Source organism: Nitrincola iocasae, assembly GCF_008727795.1.
GTDB lineage: Bacteria > Pseudomonadota > Gammaproteobacteria > Pseudomonadales > Balneatricaceae > Nitrincola > Nitrincola iocasae.
On record NZ_CP044222.1, the window covers coordinates 1,318,980 to 1,334,084 of the forward strand.

The 15,105-nt window shown below is 52.3% G+C and carries 14 protein-coding genes; 12 read left to right on the forward strand and 2 right to left on the reverse strand.

Annotation, left to right across the window (positions count from 1 at the left end; genetic code table 11):
- Nucleotides 1-9: 9 nt before the first annotated feature.
- From F5I99_RS06000 to F5I99_RS06050, 11 genes are all read left to right on the forward strand, one after another.
- Nucleotides 10-474, forward strand: coding sequence for a DUF3305 domain-containing protein (locus F5I99_RS06000; protein ID WP_191905961.1), 465 nt, complete (start codon nt 10-12; stop codon nt 472-474).
- Nucleotides 471-1,025 carry a DUF3306 domain-containing protein gene (locus F5I99_RS06005; RefSeq protein ID WP_151054117.1) on the forward strand — a complete coding sequence of 185 codons (555 nt, stop codon included), beginning with the start codon at nt 471-473 and terminating at the stop codon, nt 1,023-1,025. Before F5I99_RS06000 ends, F5I99_RS06005 begins: the two co-directional genes overlap by 4 nt.
- A gap of 161 nt (nt 1,026-1,186) precedes the next feature.
- Entirely contained in the window at nt 1,187-2,914 is a 1,728-nt protein-coding gene (locus F5I99_RS06010; protein WP_151054118.1) for a 4Fe-4S dicluster domain-containing protein, read from the forward strand.
- Nucleotides 2,915-2,923: 9 nt separating this feature from the next.
- Nucleotides 2,924-3,571, forward strand: coding sequence for a TorD/DmsD family molecular chaperone (locus tag F5I99_RS06015; protein ID WP_151054119.1), 648 nt, complete (start codon nt 2,924-2,926; stop codon nt 3,569-3,571).
- 11 nt (nt 3,572-3,582) lie between these two features.
- Nucleotides 3,583-3,795 (forward strand): formate dehydrogenase, encoded by a 213-nt coding sequence (locus F5I99_RS06020; protein WP_151054120.1) that lies wholly within the window; start codon nt 3,583-3,585, stop codon nt 3,793-3,795.
- A gap of 39 nt (nt 3,796-3,834) precedes the next feature.
- Entirely contained in the window at nt 3,835-6,696 is a 2,862-nt protein-coding gene (locus F5I99_RS06025; protein ID WP_151054121.1) for a molybdopterin-dependent oxidoreductase, read from the forward strand.
- A 61-nt stretch (nt 6,697-6,757) separates the two neighbouring features.
- The gene (gene fdh3B / locus F5I99_RS06030; RefSeq protein ID WP_151054122.1) at nt 6,758-7,402 is read left to right on the forward strand and encodes a formate dehydrogenase FDH3 subunit beta; all 645 of its coding nucleotides are present in this window, start codon (nt 6,758-6,760) and stop codon (nt 7,400-7,402) included.
- 2 nt (nt 7,403-7,404) lie between these two features.
- Nucleotides 7,405-8,391, forward strand: coding sequence for a formate dehydrogenase subunit gamma (locus tag F5I99_RS06035; protein ID WP_151054123.1), 987 nt, complete (start codon nt 7,405-7,407; stop codon nt 8,389-8,391).
- 130 nt (nt 8,392-8,521) lie between these two features.
- On the forward strand, nt 8,522-8,839 hold the full coding sequence (locus F5I99_RS06040) for a DUF1244 domain-containing protein (protein ID WP_151054124.1): 318 nt from the start codon (nt 8,522-8,524) through the stop codon (nt 8,837-8,839).
- Nucleotides 8,839-9,357 (forward strand): molybdenum cofactor biosynthesis protein B, encoded by a 519-nt coding sequence (gene moaB, locus F5I99_RS06045; RefSeq protein WP_151054125.1) that lies wholly within the window; start codon nt 8,839-8,841, stop codon nt 9,355-9,357. Before F5I99_RS06040 ends, moaB begins: the two co-directional genes overlap by 1 nt.
- A 24-nt stretch (nt 9,358-9,381) precedes the next feature.
- On the forward strand, nt 9,382-10,611 hold the full coding sequence (locus F5I99_RS06050) for a molybdopterin molybdotransferase MoeA (protein WP_225307575.1): 1,230 nt from the start codon (nt 9,382-9,384) through the stop codon (nt 10,609-10,611).
- Here F5I99_RS06050 and F5I99_RS06055 read toward each other — a convergent pair.
- The gene (locus F5I99_RS06055; protein ID WP_151054126.1) at nt 10,581-12,668 is read right to left on the reverse strand and encodes a sensor histidine kinase; all 2,088 of its coding nucleotides are present in this window, start codon (nt 12,666-12,668) and stop codon (nt 10,581-10,583) included. The genes F5I99_RS06050 and F5I99_RS06055 overlap by 31 nt on opposite strands.
- On the reverse strand, nt 12,668-14,050 hold the full coding sequence (locus tag F5I99_RS06060; RefSeq protein WP_151054127.1) for a sigma-54-dependent transcriptional regulator: 1,383 nt from the start codon (nt 14,048-14,050) through the stop codon (nt 12,668-12,670). The genes F5I99_RS06055 and F5I99_RS06060 overlap by 1 nt, the downstream gene beginning before the upstream one ends.
- 243 nt (nt 14,051-14,293) lie before the next feature.
- Here F5I99_RS06060 and F5I99_RS06065 point away from each other — a divergent pair, with 243 nt between their 5' ends.
- Nucleotides 14,294-15,094: a substrate-binding domain-containing protein gene (locus tag F5I99_RS06065; protein WP_151054128.1), complete on the forward strand. Its 801-nt coding sequence runs from the start codon at nt 14,294-14,296 to the stop codon at nt 15,092-15,094.
- Nucleotides 15,095-15,105 lie beyond the last annotated feature (11 nt).

Here is a 15,105-nt window from a genome sequence, read left to right on the forward strand (position 1 = left end):
ATGGGTGAAATGCAGCCTGATCATGGTCCGACATCAGATAAGTGGCCCTTATGGGTATTGCTCGACCGACAGGAAACCCAGTCGCGCGGCTGGCCATCGGTATCCTGGAAAATTTCTCAGATCAGTGCCGTGAAACCTGAAGACCCTGAGGCCGTGCCCTTGTGCTTACAGCTGCATCGTGATGAACGCATCGCCTATCGCTTTAACTTGAGTGCCCAGGCACCCACGTTGTTTGTGATCTGCGAAGAGATGGACGCGGGTAAACTGGTACCACGTAAGCTGTCAGTGGCACAGGATCTGGCAGCGGACCATCTGGATGCCGGGCAACCGGTGCTGAGCATTCCCATGCCGCAGCCTGTTTATGTCTGGTTGGAGCAGTTTATGGCACAGCACGGTGAGCTGGAAGATCCCAAGGCGGGCAAGCGACGTTTGCGTGCCCAGGCATCCGGTGAGATGAGTGGAGGTACGGCATGAGCGAAGGGTTTTTTAATCGCTGGTCGAGAATCAAACAGTCTGGTGAGGTGGCTTTGCCTGATGTTGAGCCGCATGCTGGTGAAGCGAACAGTGCTGAGTCAGACGTCAGCCTTGTTCAGAATACTGAGCTGACGGAGCAGGAAAATGTTACTGATCAAGCGGTGGCTGAAACCGAGTCCCTCACAGATGAGGATATGCCGGATATTGACACGATTGATTCCCGCAGTGATATGTCGGCTTTCTTCTCAACAGGTGTCTCAACTGAGTTGAAACGTCAGGCGTTGCGCAAGTACTTCCACCAGCCTGAGTTTAACTTCCGAGATCCTTTGGATGAATACAATCTGGATTACTCTCAACCGAAAAAACTGGTTGCTGTCGTCGGTGAAAAGGTACGCGGTTGGGCAGAGCAGCAACTCGAAGATGCAATGCAGCAAGCACGTGATAGCCTGGTGGACGCGAATGCCGATACACAGGCATCAACTACAGATGAGTTGCTTGAGGCGGTTGGCGCAGATCGCCCCGAAAAAACTACCCAGGAAGAGACAAAATGACCCACTTTCCTGCCATATGTGCCTTTTTGTTGGTGTATAGGTGATTCATTTGTGTAAATCAGGTTGATAAAACTGGCTTCTAAATTGCAATAACTTATAAATAACTAAAACTCGACCACCTGAATGATTGCAAACTTGCAGGTGAGCCTGAGAGAGAGTCAATGAAACCCAATAGTTTAATTACGCATCAGGCCTTTACGGCCACACCTGAGTTAAATGCGCGTGCCCGACAGCAGGCACTGAATGCCATGCCTCCGCTGATGGCGATGCAGGATGGCGTGATCAGTTATACCAGCCGAGGGCATTTGCTGATACTGGGTCCTGAAGACCTGATTCGCCTTGTGGCGGCTCAGGTACAGGGTGTCAGCAGCAAAACCCTGCTGGCGATGGGGCAGGTCTCAAACCAGGATGATGCGCATCTGGAACGGGCTATGCAGGCGGTCCCTGAGCTGACTCCCTTGTACTTGCCTTTTGTTTCACTGAATGGCTGGCTGGGGGCTTTTCAACTGCGTCTTGGCGCACCGGATGGACAGGAGATCAACCCGGCAGAAGCCACCGCTGGTCAACCCCATTATGATCTGGTTCTGGATCTGAATGCTGACCCAGTGATCACATCTGAACTATCCCCACCAGGCTACTTTGCGATTGGGCCAGATGCGAGCCGTCTGGCTGATGCATTAGAAGAAATTGCTGGTATGGTCGGTGAGTTTGAAAAGCCGCAGTATGTGCAGGTGAACCATGATATTTGTGCCCATGCAGATCGTGGCAATATGGGCTGCACCCGTTGTCTGGATGTCTGTCCGGCTGATGCCATCAGCAGCCATAACAACACCCTGAGTCATGACTTTCAAATCAGTGTCGATACCTATTTATGTCACGGTGCCGGCAGCTGTACTACCGTGTGTCCAACTGGTGCTTTGAGTTTTGCTGCACCTAAGCCCGCTACGCAACTGGATCGTTTGCGTAACTGTCTGGACAGCTATTTTCAAGCCGGTGGCGAAAGGCCGGCTTTGTTGATCCATGCTGAGCACTTCAGTCCTGACATGGATCAATTACCAGCCCAGGTTATTCCTGTGGCATTGGAAGAGGTGGGCGCATTGGGGGCTGACACCTGGCTGGCATTGCTGGCCTATGGTGTGACCTATAACGCTATTCTGGTAGATGATGAAACCCCGGCAACACTGAAAAAACTACTGCAGGATGAAATCAGCTTAACCGGTCATTTGTTACAGGCGATCGGTCATCCACAATCGCGTATATCCATCGTGTCAGCGAATGCCATGCCGGATGCACTCAGCACCTTGAATACAAGTCTGCAAGCCTGGGAAGGCTTGCCCAAGGGAATGGTGTTTCCCTATGAGGGCAAGCGTCAGACGATTAATGTCGCGCTAGATCGTTTGATGGAGCAGGGCGACACAAACGAGACGCCAGTCTCTCTACCCAATGGCAGCCCTTATGGCCAGGTCTTGGTGGACGACTCAGCCTGTACCCTGTGCATGAGCTGTGTGTCGGTATGCCCGACCTCTGCACTCAAAAGTGCCAGTGACGTAGCACCGGTGCTGGCGTTTCTGGAAGGTGATTGTGTGCAGTGTGGTTTGTGTGAAGCCAGTTGTCCCGAGCGGGCGATCAGTCTGGAAGCCCGCTTCGCACCGGCGGCGGGTACCCGCGGTGAAATGCGTACCCTCAAGCAGGAAGAACCTTTTCACTGTATCCGCTGCGCCAAGCCTTTTGCGACTAAAAGTACCATCGAAAAAATCACTAAAAAGCTTGAAGCGTATCCCTATTTTCAGGGTGAAGCCGCCAAGCGTCTGCAGATGTGCGATGACTGTCGTGTCAGGGACAGCTACCGCGAGCTGGCCGCCGATCCTGCTGCGCAACTGAGACTGTAAGGAGTGAGGATGGAAACGATCAATCCACAGGAGGACGTGCTGCAAAAACAGCTGAGTGAAGAAGATGCCTTGCGTGCTGATATTTATGCCTTGTTGGCTTCTTTATGCCGCCGTCATCCCTCTGAAGAGTTGTTGGAGTTTCTGGCATCACTGGAACTGGATCGCAGCGCAGCCAACTCCATGTCGCAGGCTTGGGAGTTTCTGCGTATGGCTGCCGCCCGGTCAAAGCATCAATCGCTGGAAGATGAGTACCTGAACCTGTTTATCGGTATCTCACAAGGCGAATTGACGCCGTTTGCATCCTGGTATTTAACCGGTTCTTTGATGGAAGCGCCCTTGATCGAATTGCGTAATGACCTGCAACTGCTCGGTTATGAGCGTGATGAGGATGTAAAAGAACCTGAAGACCATATTGCGGTGCAACTGGAGATGATGAGCCTGTTGATTCAACAGGGCGACAGCCAGGAGCGCCAGGCGGTGTTTTTTCAACGCCACTTGAATGCCTGGGCAGGTCAGTTGTTTGCTGATATGGCCGAGGCACCCAGTGCCGTGTTTTATCATGCCGTAGCGATGCTGGGGCAAGCCTTTATAAAAACAGAAAGCGTGCATTTACACAAAATTCCGGATGCCGTTCAAAGTGTGCATCTGCGAGGATGAGGAGAGCAAACATGCATAACAATAAACCTGTTAATCAACCAGTCAGTAATGGACGCCGACAGTTCCTGCGTGGTGTGGCTGTTGCATCAGCTGCGGGTATAGCCGCTTCAGCAGGCAGTGCGATAGCGGATACAGAAGCCCCTGAAATTCAGACGTCTGACGCGAATCAGCAGGGTTACCATGAAACGGATCACATCCGTTCTTATTACGCCAGTTGTCGCTGATGCGGACTGTCACACACTCGAATAATTGAGGGGATGAAGATGCGTCTGAATAAAAAAATCAGTGATCAGTCACTGGATAATCCACATAATCGCTTAGGTGTCAGTCGTCGTGGTTTCCTGAAAGGAACAACGCTGGCCGCGGGTGGTATTGCTGCCAGCGGACTGCTGGGTAAGGGTATGATTCGCCCGGCTGAAGCGGCAACGCCCAGGTCATCAGCACCCGTTGAGATCAAGCGTACCATCTGTTCTCACTGTTCAGTGGGTTGCGGTGTGTATGCGCATGTCCAGAACGGCGTCTGGACCTACCAGGAAGCGGCGTTTGATCATCCGATCAATAAGGGTTCTCACTGTGCTAAAGGGGCGGCGTTGCGGCACCATGGTCATAGCAGCCGTCGGGTAAAATACCCGATGAAGCTTGAAGGCGGGCAGTGGAAACGCCTCAGCTGGGAACAGGCCATCAATGAAATCGGTGACAAGGTTGAGTCTATTCGTGCCGAATCCGGTCCTGACTCTGTTTACTGGTTGGGTTCTGCCAAGTTTAATAATGAACAGGCCTATCTGTTCCGTAAATTCGCATCCCTCTGGGGCACTAATAACGTCGATCACCAGGCGCGTATCTGTCACTCCACCACGGTAGCTGGCGTAGCCAATACCTGGGGCTATGGTGCGATGACCAACAGCTACAACGATATGCAGAACAGTAAATCGATTCTGTTTATCGGTTCCAACGCCGCTGAAGCGCACCCGGTATCCATGCAGCATACGTTGATCGCCAAAGAGCGTAACAACTGTAAGATCGTGGTGGCTGATCCCCGCTTTACCCGCACCGCTGCACACGCACACCAGTATGTCCGTATTCGTCCTGGCTCCGATGTGGCCTATGTCTGGGGATTGTTGTGGCATATCTTTGCCAATAGCTGGGAAGATACCGAGTATCTGGCACAACGTGTCTATGGCATGGATGAAATTCGTGAAGAGGTGAAGCAGTTCCCGCCGGAAGTGGTTGAAGATATCACCGGCGTTGACGAACAAACCATGTACGATACCGCTAAGCTATTGTCTGACCATCGTCCAGGTTGTGTGGTCTGGTGTATGGGCGGAACGCAGCATACCACCGGTAACAACAACACCCGTGCTTACTGCATTTTGGAGCTGGCGCTGGGTAATGTGGGTAAAGAAGGTGGCGGTGCCAATATCTACCGTGGCCATGATAACGTGCAGGGTGCGACCGACTTTGGTGTGCTATCCAATTCCTTGCCAGGCTACTATGGACTGGCCGAGGGTTCGTGGAAGCACTGGGCGCGTGTATGGGACGTGGATTTTGACTGGTTGAAAGCACGCTTTGACCAGGATGAACACCGCGGTAGTGTACCGATGAATGCTACCGGTATCCCGGTTTCCCGCTGGGTGGATGGGGTGTTGGAAGATCCGGATAACATGTCGCAGAAAGACCGCATTCGTGCGATGTTCTACTGGGGCCACGCGGTTAACTCCCAGACCCGTGGGCCGGAAATGCGCGAAGCCATGAAGCAACTGGATATGATGGTCATTGTTGACCCTTATCCAACTGTTGCCGCGGTCATGAACGATCGCACCGATGGTGTCTATTTGCTGCCGGCCTGTACCCAGTTCGAAACCTACGGTTCAGTTACCGCTTCAAACCGTTCGATTCAGTGGCGTGATAAGGTCATCGAGCCACATTTCGAGTCCAAGTCAGACCATGAAATTATCTACCTGCTGGCGAAAAAACTGGGCCTGGCTGACGAGTTGGTTAAGAATATTCAGGTTAACGGTGATGAGCCGTTGATTGAAGATATCGTGCGTGAATACAACCGCGGTATGTGGACCATCGGTTACACAGGGCAAAGTCCTGAGCGACTGAAATACCATCAGCAAAACTGGCATGCGTTTGATTTCACCAGCCTGCGTGCGGTGGGAACGGATGCACACAATGACTTCTATGGATTGCCATGGCCTTGCTGGGGCACACCTGAAATGAAGCACCCTGGCACGCATATTCTGTATAACACCAGTTTGCCGGTCAAAGACGGTGGACTGGGCTTCCGGGCTAACTTTGGGGTCGAGCGTAATGGCGAAACACTGTTGGCTGAAGGCTCCGCACCTGTTGGCAATGAAATCGGTGATGGTCATCCGGAGTTTACCGCTGATATGCTCAAGCAACTGGGCTGGTGGGGTGATCTTACTGCTGAAGAGCAGGCCGAAGCTGAAGGTAAAAACTGGAAGACTGACTTGTCGGGTGGTATCCAGCGCGTTGCTATTCAGCATGGTTGTGCCCCCTTTGGTAACGGTAAGGCCCGTACCGTAGTATGGACCTTCCCGGATGCTATTCCCAAGCACCGTGAGCCACTCTATACGACCCGTCGTGACCTGGTTGATAAATACCCAACCTGGGATGATTTTGATGACCTGTTCCGCTTGCCAACGCTGTATAAATCCATTCAGGATCGCGACACCTCGGCTGAGTTCCCGATCATTCTGACCTCGGGTCGTCTGGTTGAGTATGAAGGCGGTGGTGATGAAACCCGTTCCAACCCCTGGTTGGCCGAGTTGCAGCAGGATATGTTTGTCGAGATCAATCCGTTCAACGCTAACACCCTGCGAATCGCTGATGGTGATACCGTTTGGGTTTATGGACCAGAGGGTGGCAAGGTGCGTGTCAAAGCATTGGTAACTAACCGTGTTGACCGTAATGTTGCCTTTATGCCGTTCCACTTCGGTGGTGAGTTCCAGGGTGAAGACCTGCGTGGCCGGTATCCGGAAGGCAGTGATCCCTACGTACTGGGTGAGGCTGTCAATACAGTGACCACCTACGGCTATGATCCGGTGACCTTGATGCAGGAAACCAAGTGTACTGTATGCCGTATCGAGAAAGCGGCCTGAACCCATAGAAAAATAAAGCTGGGCCCCTGCTGAGAGCGGAGGGCCTATGAGGAGAAAATCCATGGCTCGTATGAAGTTTTTATGTGACTCAGAGCGCTGTATCGAGTGTAACGGCTGTGTAACGGCCTGTAAAAATGCCAATGAAACCGAATGGGGAATTCAGCGTCGTCGTGTGGTCACCCTGGACGATGGCGAAGTTGGTAAGGAAACCTCCATTTCGGTGGCCTGTATGCACTGTACGGATGCGCCTTGTATGGCAGTCTGTCCGACCGATTGTTTCTATCCGACTGAAGATGGTCTGATCCTGCATAATAAAGATGCCTGTATCGGTTGTGGCTACTGCTTGTATGCCTGTCCATTTGGTGCACCACAGTTCCCGCAGCAGGGCGCCTTTGGTGCGCGTGGCAAAATGGATAAGTGTACTTTCTGTGCCGGTGGACCAGAAGAGGATCCGCAGCTGGAAGAACAGAAGTACGGTGCCAACCGCCTGCGTGAAGGCAAGTTGCCGCTCTGTGCCGAAATGTGCTCAACCAAGGCACTGCTGGCCGGTGATGCACAGGATGTGGCGGATATCTTCCGTGAGCGTGTGGTGTATCGTGGCCATCGCAACAGTGCCTGGAGTTCAGTCGAGCATGAAGCGACTGATGCTGAGCAACTGGCTAAAAATGCTGCTGAGCTGGCCTACGATGCAACACAGAGTGTATAACTATGGAAAGATACCGGTCAGTACGTGATGCTAGAGGCTGGCTGATTCTGTTGCTGGTAGTGCTTATGGCACTGCCAGCCACAGTTTTGGCACAGAATGCGGATGCCCGCCGTGAAGCCTTTCAGTCGATGCCCGGGACCACCCCGGATTTCTGGCGTGATGCTGAAGAAGGTGTCAGTGGCCGTACGCAGTCAAACAGTCCGGGTGCAGACACCTTGATTATGGTGGAGGGTGAGGGCTGGCGCGAAATTCGCAATCAGTGGGTATCGCCAGGAGGCGCGATAGCACTGGGAGGCAGTCTGCTGGCGATCACTTTTTTCTACCTGCTGGTAGGGCAGGTGAAGCTGGAAAATCCACGTACCGGCAAGACTATTGAGCGTTGGTCGCGCTGGGACAGGGCCATTCATTGGTATGTCGCTGTGTTATTCATTATTCTTGGGCTTACCGGTTTGTCGATTCTGTATGCCAAGTGGTTTTTGATGCCGGTGCTACCGACTAGCCTCTGGGCAAGCTGGATGATTGCCGCTAAAAATATCCATAACTATCTGGGGCCCTTGTTTGCACTAGGTGTGTTGGCGATGATCCTGAAATGGCTGAAGCATAACCTTTTCAATATGACCGATCTGAAATGGTTCGCTAAAGGCGGTGGTTTAGTCGGTAAAGCTCACCCGTCTGCGGGCTACCTGAACGGTGGTGAAAAAGTATGGTTCTGGTTGGTGGTATTTGTGGGTTTGACAGTGGTTGTTTCTGGTTTGGTACTGGATTTTCCTAACTTTGGCCAGCCACGTGAGACCATGCAACTGTTTCTGATTATCCATGCCGTAGCCTCACTGGTATTTATGGCTGCAGCGTTCGGACATATCTACATAGGTACCCTTGGAACCGAAGGGGCCTTTGAAGGGATGAAGACCGGTTATGTCGATGAATCCTGGGCAAAACAACATCATGATCTCTGGTATGACGCGGTAAAAAAGAAAACCGGGAACTGATCTGCACCACAGGTTAGCGGTAATCCTCAACAGCCATGTTCCTCACCCGACATGGCTGTTTCTTATGTACAGTCCTGTCGCTATCTATATAATCGGGTTAAAAACTACTCTGCCTAAGGGAGTGTGAGCCATGAAACACCTTGACACCCAGACAACAACTGAAATCGAAGCCGCTGCTTTTCGGCAGTTGCTCAAACACCTGGATGACAACAAAGACGTACAAAATATTGAGCTGATGATTCTTGCCGATTTTTGCCGCAACTGTCTGGCAAAATGGTTGATGGCCGCTGCTGAAACACGTGGTGAAACCCTGAGTTATGATGACGCCCGTGAGCATGTTTATGGCATGCCTTACGAGCAGTGGAAAGATCTGTATCAGCAGCCAGCCACGCCCGAACAGTTGGCCGCCTTTGCTGCCCGTGAAGCAGCAAAACAGGGAGCTCAATAATGACTGAGGCGGTATCTTTGAATATAGCGGTGCTGACTCTGTCAGATAGTCGTACTCTGGCGGAAGACCGCTCTGGTGATACGCTGGTAGCACTGTTGGAGGCCGCTGGGCATAAACTGGTTAGTCGGGAGCTTATTCCTGATGATGTTTACAAGATGCGCGCTGTGGTCAGTGAGTGGATCGCTGATGTGGGCATTCAGGTTATTCTCACCACCGGTGGTACCGGTTTTTCAGGGCGGGACTCCACACCTGAAGCCTTGCGTCCACTGTTCGATACTGAAATTGAAGGCTTTGGTGAACTGTTTCGACAAGTATCCTGGCAAGAGATAGGTTCCTCTACCGTGCAGTCTCGCTGTCTGGCTGGGCTGGCTAATCGAACCGCTATTTTTTGTTTACCTGGTTCCACTGGTGCGTGCAAAACCGCCTGGAATGCTATTTTGTTGGAGCAATTAGACAGTCGTCACCGTCCGTGCAATTTTGTCGGTATTCTGTTAAATGGTAAGCAGCTACATAGCTGAATGTCTGGCACTGAGGGATAGACGTTGAAACCAACCGATAATTTGATGCCCGTAGACCAGGCACTGAGTGCCATGTTGCAATTAACCCCTTTGGCAGAGGCGGTTGAGCTTGTGGCTTTATCCGACGCGGCCGGGCGTGTGTTAGCCGAGGATATACAGTCTAGCTGTGATGTTCCCCCGGCTGATAATAGTTCGATGGATGGCTATGCGCTGCGCCTGGCTGATGCCGGAGCACCTTTGCCTGTCAGTCAGCGTGTTGCGGCGGGACAAGCCCCCGGCCTGTTGACTCAGGGTACCTGTGCACGCATTTTTACCGGTGCGGAAATCCCCCCGGGTGCCGATGTGGTGGTGATGCAGGAAGCGGTCAGCTTTACTGCATTTGATGACCTGTTGGTGCCTGAGGACTTGAAACCTGGCGAAAATATCCGCCGGGCAGGCCAGGATATTTGCCGCGGTGCGACGATCCTTAGGGCCGGGATGCGTCTGGATTACCGCCACTTAGGTCTGCTTGCCAGTGTGGGGATTGCTGAGTTACCGGTGTTTCGAAAAGTCCGTGTGGCGATTTTGTCTACCGGTGATGAGCTGGTGCAACCGGGTGTGGCATTACAGCCTGGCCAGATTTATAACTCGAATCGTTTTTTACTGCAGGGTTTTCTTGAATCGCAGGGCGCCGAGGTGGTTAGTTTTGAGCAGGTCGGAGATACCTTTGCGGCAACGCTGTCAGCACTGCGCCGTGCTGCCGATCAGGCTGATCTGGTGCTGTCGACCGGTGGTGTATCCGTAGGTGAAGAGGATCATATCAAGCCAGCTGTAGAGGCTTTGGGTGAGTTGGCTATCTGGCGTCTGGCGATGAAACCGGGTAAGCCTGTGGCGTTTGCTCGGTTAGGTCAGAGTGTTTTTATCGGCCTGCCGGGCAACCCTGTGTCAACCTTTGTGGGAGCGCAGGTGTTTGTTAAACCGGTACTGGCGCGTCTGGCGGGTGAAGCAGAGCGTAAGCCCACCTGGCTCACAGGTTTAGCCAGTTTTTCTGCTGCAACTAAAATCCGCCAGGAATACCTGCGGGTGCAGGCGATCTGGCAAGATGATCAATGGCAGTTGAGTGCTTACCCGAATCAGAACTCCGGCGTACTCACCTCGGCGATCTGGGCTAATGCCCTGGCGGTGTTGCCCCCAGAAAGTAAGGTTGCTCCGGGCGATATGGTGCGTTTCTTTCTTTATGCTGATCAGGCCACACCAAAACCGGATAGCAACTGACGCATAGTCTCTTCATCTTCCTGATTCAACTGGGCCTTCTCTCGCAGATAGACACTGAACTGGCTGCCTTTACCTGGCGCAGAACTGACGCGGATATCACCGCCATAACGCCGGGCCAGCGAACGGCTGATGGACAGGCCCAGCCCATTGCCATTCTCCCGGGTGGTGAAAAAAGGCTCGAAAATGCGAGCCTGTACCTCATCAGTCATCCCGCTGCCTTCATCTCGCACGCTGATCTCCACGCCCCTGGCACCATCTTCAGCTTGCCAGGGATGGGTTGATAGCCAGATATTGCCTTGGCAGGGCATGGCATTGGCGGCATTCAATAACAGATTTACCAGGACCTGCTGTACCTGTTGTCGATTACCTTCCACTGAGCAGACACTAGTGTAATCCTTGCGTACTCTAATGCCTTTCTTGTTCAACGCGTAGTGCACCAGTGCCAGGGTATCCTGTACAACCGCGTTAACATCAAGCGTTTGCATCTGGTCAATGACTTGACCGGGGCGGCTGTATTGCAGCAGGTTATTGATGATGGCACGAATACGGTAGACCTGCTCGATCACGGTATCAATTTCACTTTGTACCAAACAGCCTTCACCCAGTTCGGCTTGCAGCAGGTCCATATGTCCCAGAATGACTGCCGCCGGATTGTTGATTTCATGGGCAATTCCGGCGGTTAATTCACCCAGTACCGCCAGCTTCTCTTTGGTAAAGAGCTCAGCACGGGTGGCCTTCAGCAGCTCTATGTGTTGTTCCAGTTCCTGGGTTTTTTGTTGCAGACTGAGAGTACGTTGTTCTACTTTCTGTTCCAGGCGTTCAGCTGACTGACGGATGGTATCCTGGCGAGCATCCAGTTCATCCAGCATACTGTCGAATTGTTGGGCCAGATCAGCAAATTCATTCTCAGCCTTGAGCGTACCGATCCGCGCATGGGTATTTCCACGGCGTACCGCCATCACCGAGCGGTGAATCCGTTTTATCGGGCTGAGTAACCGGTAGGCACTGTGCCAGACGAAATAGCCTGACAACAGCATAATCAGGCCCAGCGTGATGCCTAGCTCGGCTAAATTACGCCGATACATATAAATGAACGGGCTTTCCGAGAAACCGGCGTACAGAACTCCGATCAGATTATCATTCAAACTATAAATAGGTTCATAAGCACTAATAAACCAGTCATTAACCACAAAAGCTCGATCGAGCCATACCCGCTCTTCATCCACAACTCTCTTATACACTTCAGCCGAGATGCGTGTGCCGATGGCGCGGTCGAATTCTTGTTGGCCCGGTTGCTGCTGATGTTGCGCCGGGACATTGGTGGTAACTCTGACATCATCCAGAAACAGGGTGACTGTTCCCAGTCCGCCTTCTGGTAGTGCGTCCTGACCATAAACCAGGTCGCGGATAGTATCGACAAACTGCAGGTTGTGATTCAACAACACCCCGCCATCCAGAACATAACGTAACTGACCCGTGTTATCAAAAATGGGCTGTAGGGTACGTACAAACATGCCGCGGGTTTCCAGGGTTTTATCAGAGGGCTTGGCGTGGGGGGTGTCCAGCACCGGTACTTTAACCTTTTCAGCCAGCGTCGGGCTCAAGGTCAGTAATTCATCTGCATCAATCAGCGACAGGCCCTTGAGACTGTTACCCGCCAGAATCTTCTCTTTCAACTGCGCAATGCTGGGTTGCGAGTCCAGGTCTTGCTGCAATTGCTCCGGAGTCAGCAGGCGTAAAAAATCAAACTGCTGCTTCTGGCGCAGGTCATCGATGATCTGGTTAAGTGCCAGGCGATCGTTGTTGATCAGGTAGGGGTGCAGCTGCAAGGTATGGCTGAGTTGTTCCAGGCGCTCCAGTTGTCGATCCTGCATCATTTGCAGGGTACTGCGAGCTACGGCTAAATCAGATGCCACCTTCATGTAGAGCTGGCGATCCGAATAGGTGGTGGTCCAGTAAGCGGTTAAACCGATCAGTGCTGCAAAGGTCAGCAGAATCGGCAGTAGAATCAGCGCCAGTAGCTTACCGCGTACCGAGTGCTTCCACTGGCCAGGCATTAATCGGTTCCTGTCAGGCTGTCATTGTCCTGCAGCCAGCCACTTAGCTTACGATCAAGTGTTTTTCGGGCGATACCCAACTGGCGTGCTGCAGCTGATTTGTTGCCGTCACTGGCTTCCAGAACCCGTAAAATATGCCGCTTCTCGACTTCTTCCAGCGGCCAGCAACTGGGATAGCCTGAACTGCTGAAGGCTGCGCTATCCCGAGGCTGGAGTTCTTCCAGTGGCAGGTGTCCAAGCAAAATACAGCGCTCAATAAAGTTTTTCAGCTCACGAATGTTGCCGGGCCAGTGGTGTGCCTGCATAGCGCGCAGGTCTTCATGACTGAAGGGTACAGCGGGAAGCCCCAAGTCATCTGACAGACGCCGGGAAAAGAAGTGTGCCAGTTGTGGAATATCTTCACTGCGATCCCGCAGAGGTGGCAGGGTCAGGGTCAGAACATTGAGGCGGAAATACAGATCTTCACGAAACTGCTGTTGCTTGACCTCATCACTCAGCGTGCGGTTGGTCGCGGCCAGAATACGTACATGCGTGGGGACCTCGCGTTCACTGCCTACCGGGCGAATGCTTTTTTGCTCCAGTGCTCGTAATAGTTTGGCTTGCATGGCTAACGGCATTTCACCTATTTCATCCAGAAACAGGGTACCACCGGCCGCATAGGTAAATAACCCTTCGCGGGCACGGTCAGCACCGGTAAAAGCACCTTTGGTATGCCCAAACAGCTCGGCTTCCAGCAAGTCAGGGGCTATGGCACCACAGTTAATTGCTACAAACGCGCCTTCTCGGCCCGATTGATGGTGTAGTGCACGCGCGACCAACTCTTTGCCGGTACCAGACTCACCCTCGATCAGAACAGGTGAAGGTGTGGGTGCCACGCGCTGGATTACGGCTTCGAGGCGTTTAACAACGGCGCTGTCACCCAACATGGGTGTATCGGCGGCGATGTGTCGGGTGACTTCACGTCGTAACAAAAAATTTTCTCGGGCTAGCAAGCGCCGCTGCAGTACACGCCTGACTGCATTCATCATCTGTTCCAGCCTGAAAGGCTTCAGAATAAAGTCGGCGGCACCGGCACGCAGTGCCTGGATAGCCGTGTCCAGCTCAGCATAGGCGGTCATGAAGATTACATCGCTGTGGCGGTTAGGGTCCTGTAAGGCTTCATGCCACTCGATACCCGAACGCCCCGGGAGTTTTACATCAACAATGAGTAGATCAAAATGGCAACGCTTACGTATCTCTTCGGCTATTTCGATGCTGCCAGCGACTTCAACTAGTCCGAAATGTTTCTGCAGGGCTTTATGCAGAAAGCTGCGCATGCCGGATTCATCATCTACCACCAATACCGAGGCTGAGCGGCAAAGATCTGAGTCTGTTGTTATCATGGTTTATCCGATTGACAGGTCGAAAGCGGTCAGTATTGGGATCTAATGTCCCATGTGTACTCTGACCTGTGTAATTTTGACTCATATTAGCAGATATGTTGCGGGATGTAATTCGTCAAAATCTCAGAAGCTGTGGTTTTATTTTCATATATTATGCGGGCTTGGATAAAGTGAGTAACAAACCTGGCCTGTGGCTTGCTCTGCAACTGATTGAAACTATAAACACAATGGGAGCGGGGCTTTATGAAACGATTTTTACTAGTAGTATGTTTGATGCTACTGACAATGCAGTCAGCATTGGCTGAAAAAATGCTCAGATTAGCGACAACGACCAGTACCTATAACTCAGGCTTGCTGGACTTTTTATTACCGCACTTTGAGGAAGAGACCGATATCAGTGTTCAGGTGATCTCAGTAGGCACCGGCGCGGCTTTACGTCTGGGGCAGGATGGTGATGTGGATCTGGTGATGACACATGCTCCGGCGGCTGAAGCCACATTTGTTGAAGCCGGTCATGGTATAGAACCCAGAGGGTTGATGTATAATGACTTTGTTTTAGTAGGGCCGGTTGCCGATCCGGCTGATCTGCAGTCGGCTGAAAGTGCACTGGATGCCTTTAAGCGCATCGCGGAAAGTGGATCGGTGTTTGTGTCGCGGGGCGATGATTCTGGAACTCACATGAAAGAGTTAGCTTTCTGGGAAAGTGCCGGACAGGAGTTGTCCTTTGACGGTTACCGTAGTGTCGGTCAGGGTATGGGGCGGGTGTTGTCCCTGGCGGATGAGATGGAAGGCTATGCTCTTACAGACCGCGGTACCTGGCTGGCGATGAAAAATCGCCTGGACCTGGCGTTGGCTTATGAGGGCGATGCCAGCCTGTTTAACCCCTATCAGGTGATTCTGGTGAACCCGGAGCGTCACCCTCATGTAGAGGTTGATCTGGCCAGAACCTTTGCAGATTGGTTGGTGTCAGAAGAAGGACAGCGTTTGATTGATAGTTTTCAGGTTGAAGGAGAGCAGTTGTTTTTTGCCTCTGCCAAACAATAATTTCATGCGAA

Coding starts and splice junctions, on each gene's coding strand:
- F5I99_RS06000 (WP_191905961.1), top strand. CDS start 10: ATGCAGCCTGATCATGGTCCGACATCAGATAAGTGGCCCTTATGGGTA.
- F5I99_RS06005 (WP_151054117.1), top strand. CDS start 471: ATGAGCGAAGGGTTTTTTAATCGCTGGTCGAGAATCAAACAGTCTGGT.
- F5I99_RS06010 (WP_151054118.1), top strand. CDS start 1,187: ATGAAACCCAATAGTTTAATTACGCATCAGGCCTTTACGGCCACACCT.
- F5I99_RS06015 (WP_151054119.1), top strand. CDS start 2,924: ATGGAAACGATCAATCCACAGGAGGACGTGCTGCAAAAACAGCTGAGT.
- F5I99_RS06020 (WP_151054120.1), top strand. CDS start 3,583: ATGCATAACAATAAACCTGTTAATCAACCAGTCAGTAATGGACGCCGA.
- F5I99_RS06025 (WP_151054121.1), top strand. CDS start 3,835: ATGCGTCTGAATAAAAAAATCAGTGATCAGTCACTGGATAATCCACAT.
- fdh3B (WP_151054122.1), top strand. CDS start 6,758: ATGGCTCGTATGAAGTTTTTATGTGACTCAGAGCGCTGTATCGAGTGT.
- F5I99_RS06035 (WP_151054123.1), top strand. CDS start 7,405: ATGGAAAGATACCGGTCAGTACGTGATGCTAGAGGCTGGCTGATTCTG.
- F5I99_RS06040 (WP_151054124.1), top strand. CDS start 8,522: ATGAAACACCTTGACACCCAGACAACAACTGAAATCGAAGCCGCTGCT.
- moaB (WP_151054125.1), top strand. CDS start 8,839: ATGACTGAGGCGGTATCTTTGAATATAGCGGTGCTGACTCTGTCAGAT.
- F5I99_RS06055 (WP_151054126.1), bottom strand. CDS start 12,668: ATGCCTGGCCAGTGGAAGCACTCGGTACGCGGTAAGCTACTGGCGCTG.
- F5I99_RS06060 (WP_151054127.1), bottom strand. CDS start 14,050: ATGATAACAACAGACTCAGATCTTTGCCGCTCAGCCTCGGTATTGGTG.
- F5I99_RS06065 (WP_151054128.1), top strand. CDS start 14,294: ATGAAACGATTTTTACTAGTAGTATGTTTGATGCTACTGACAATGCAG.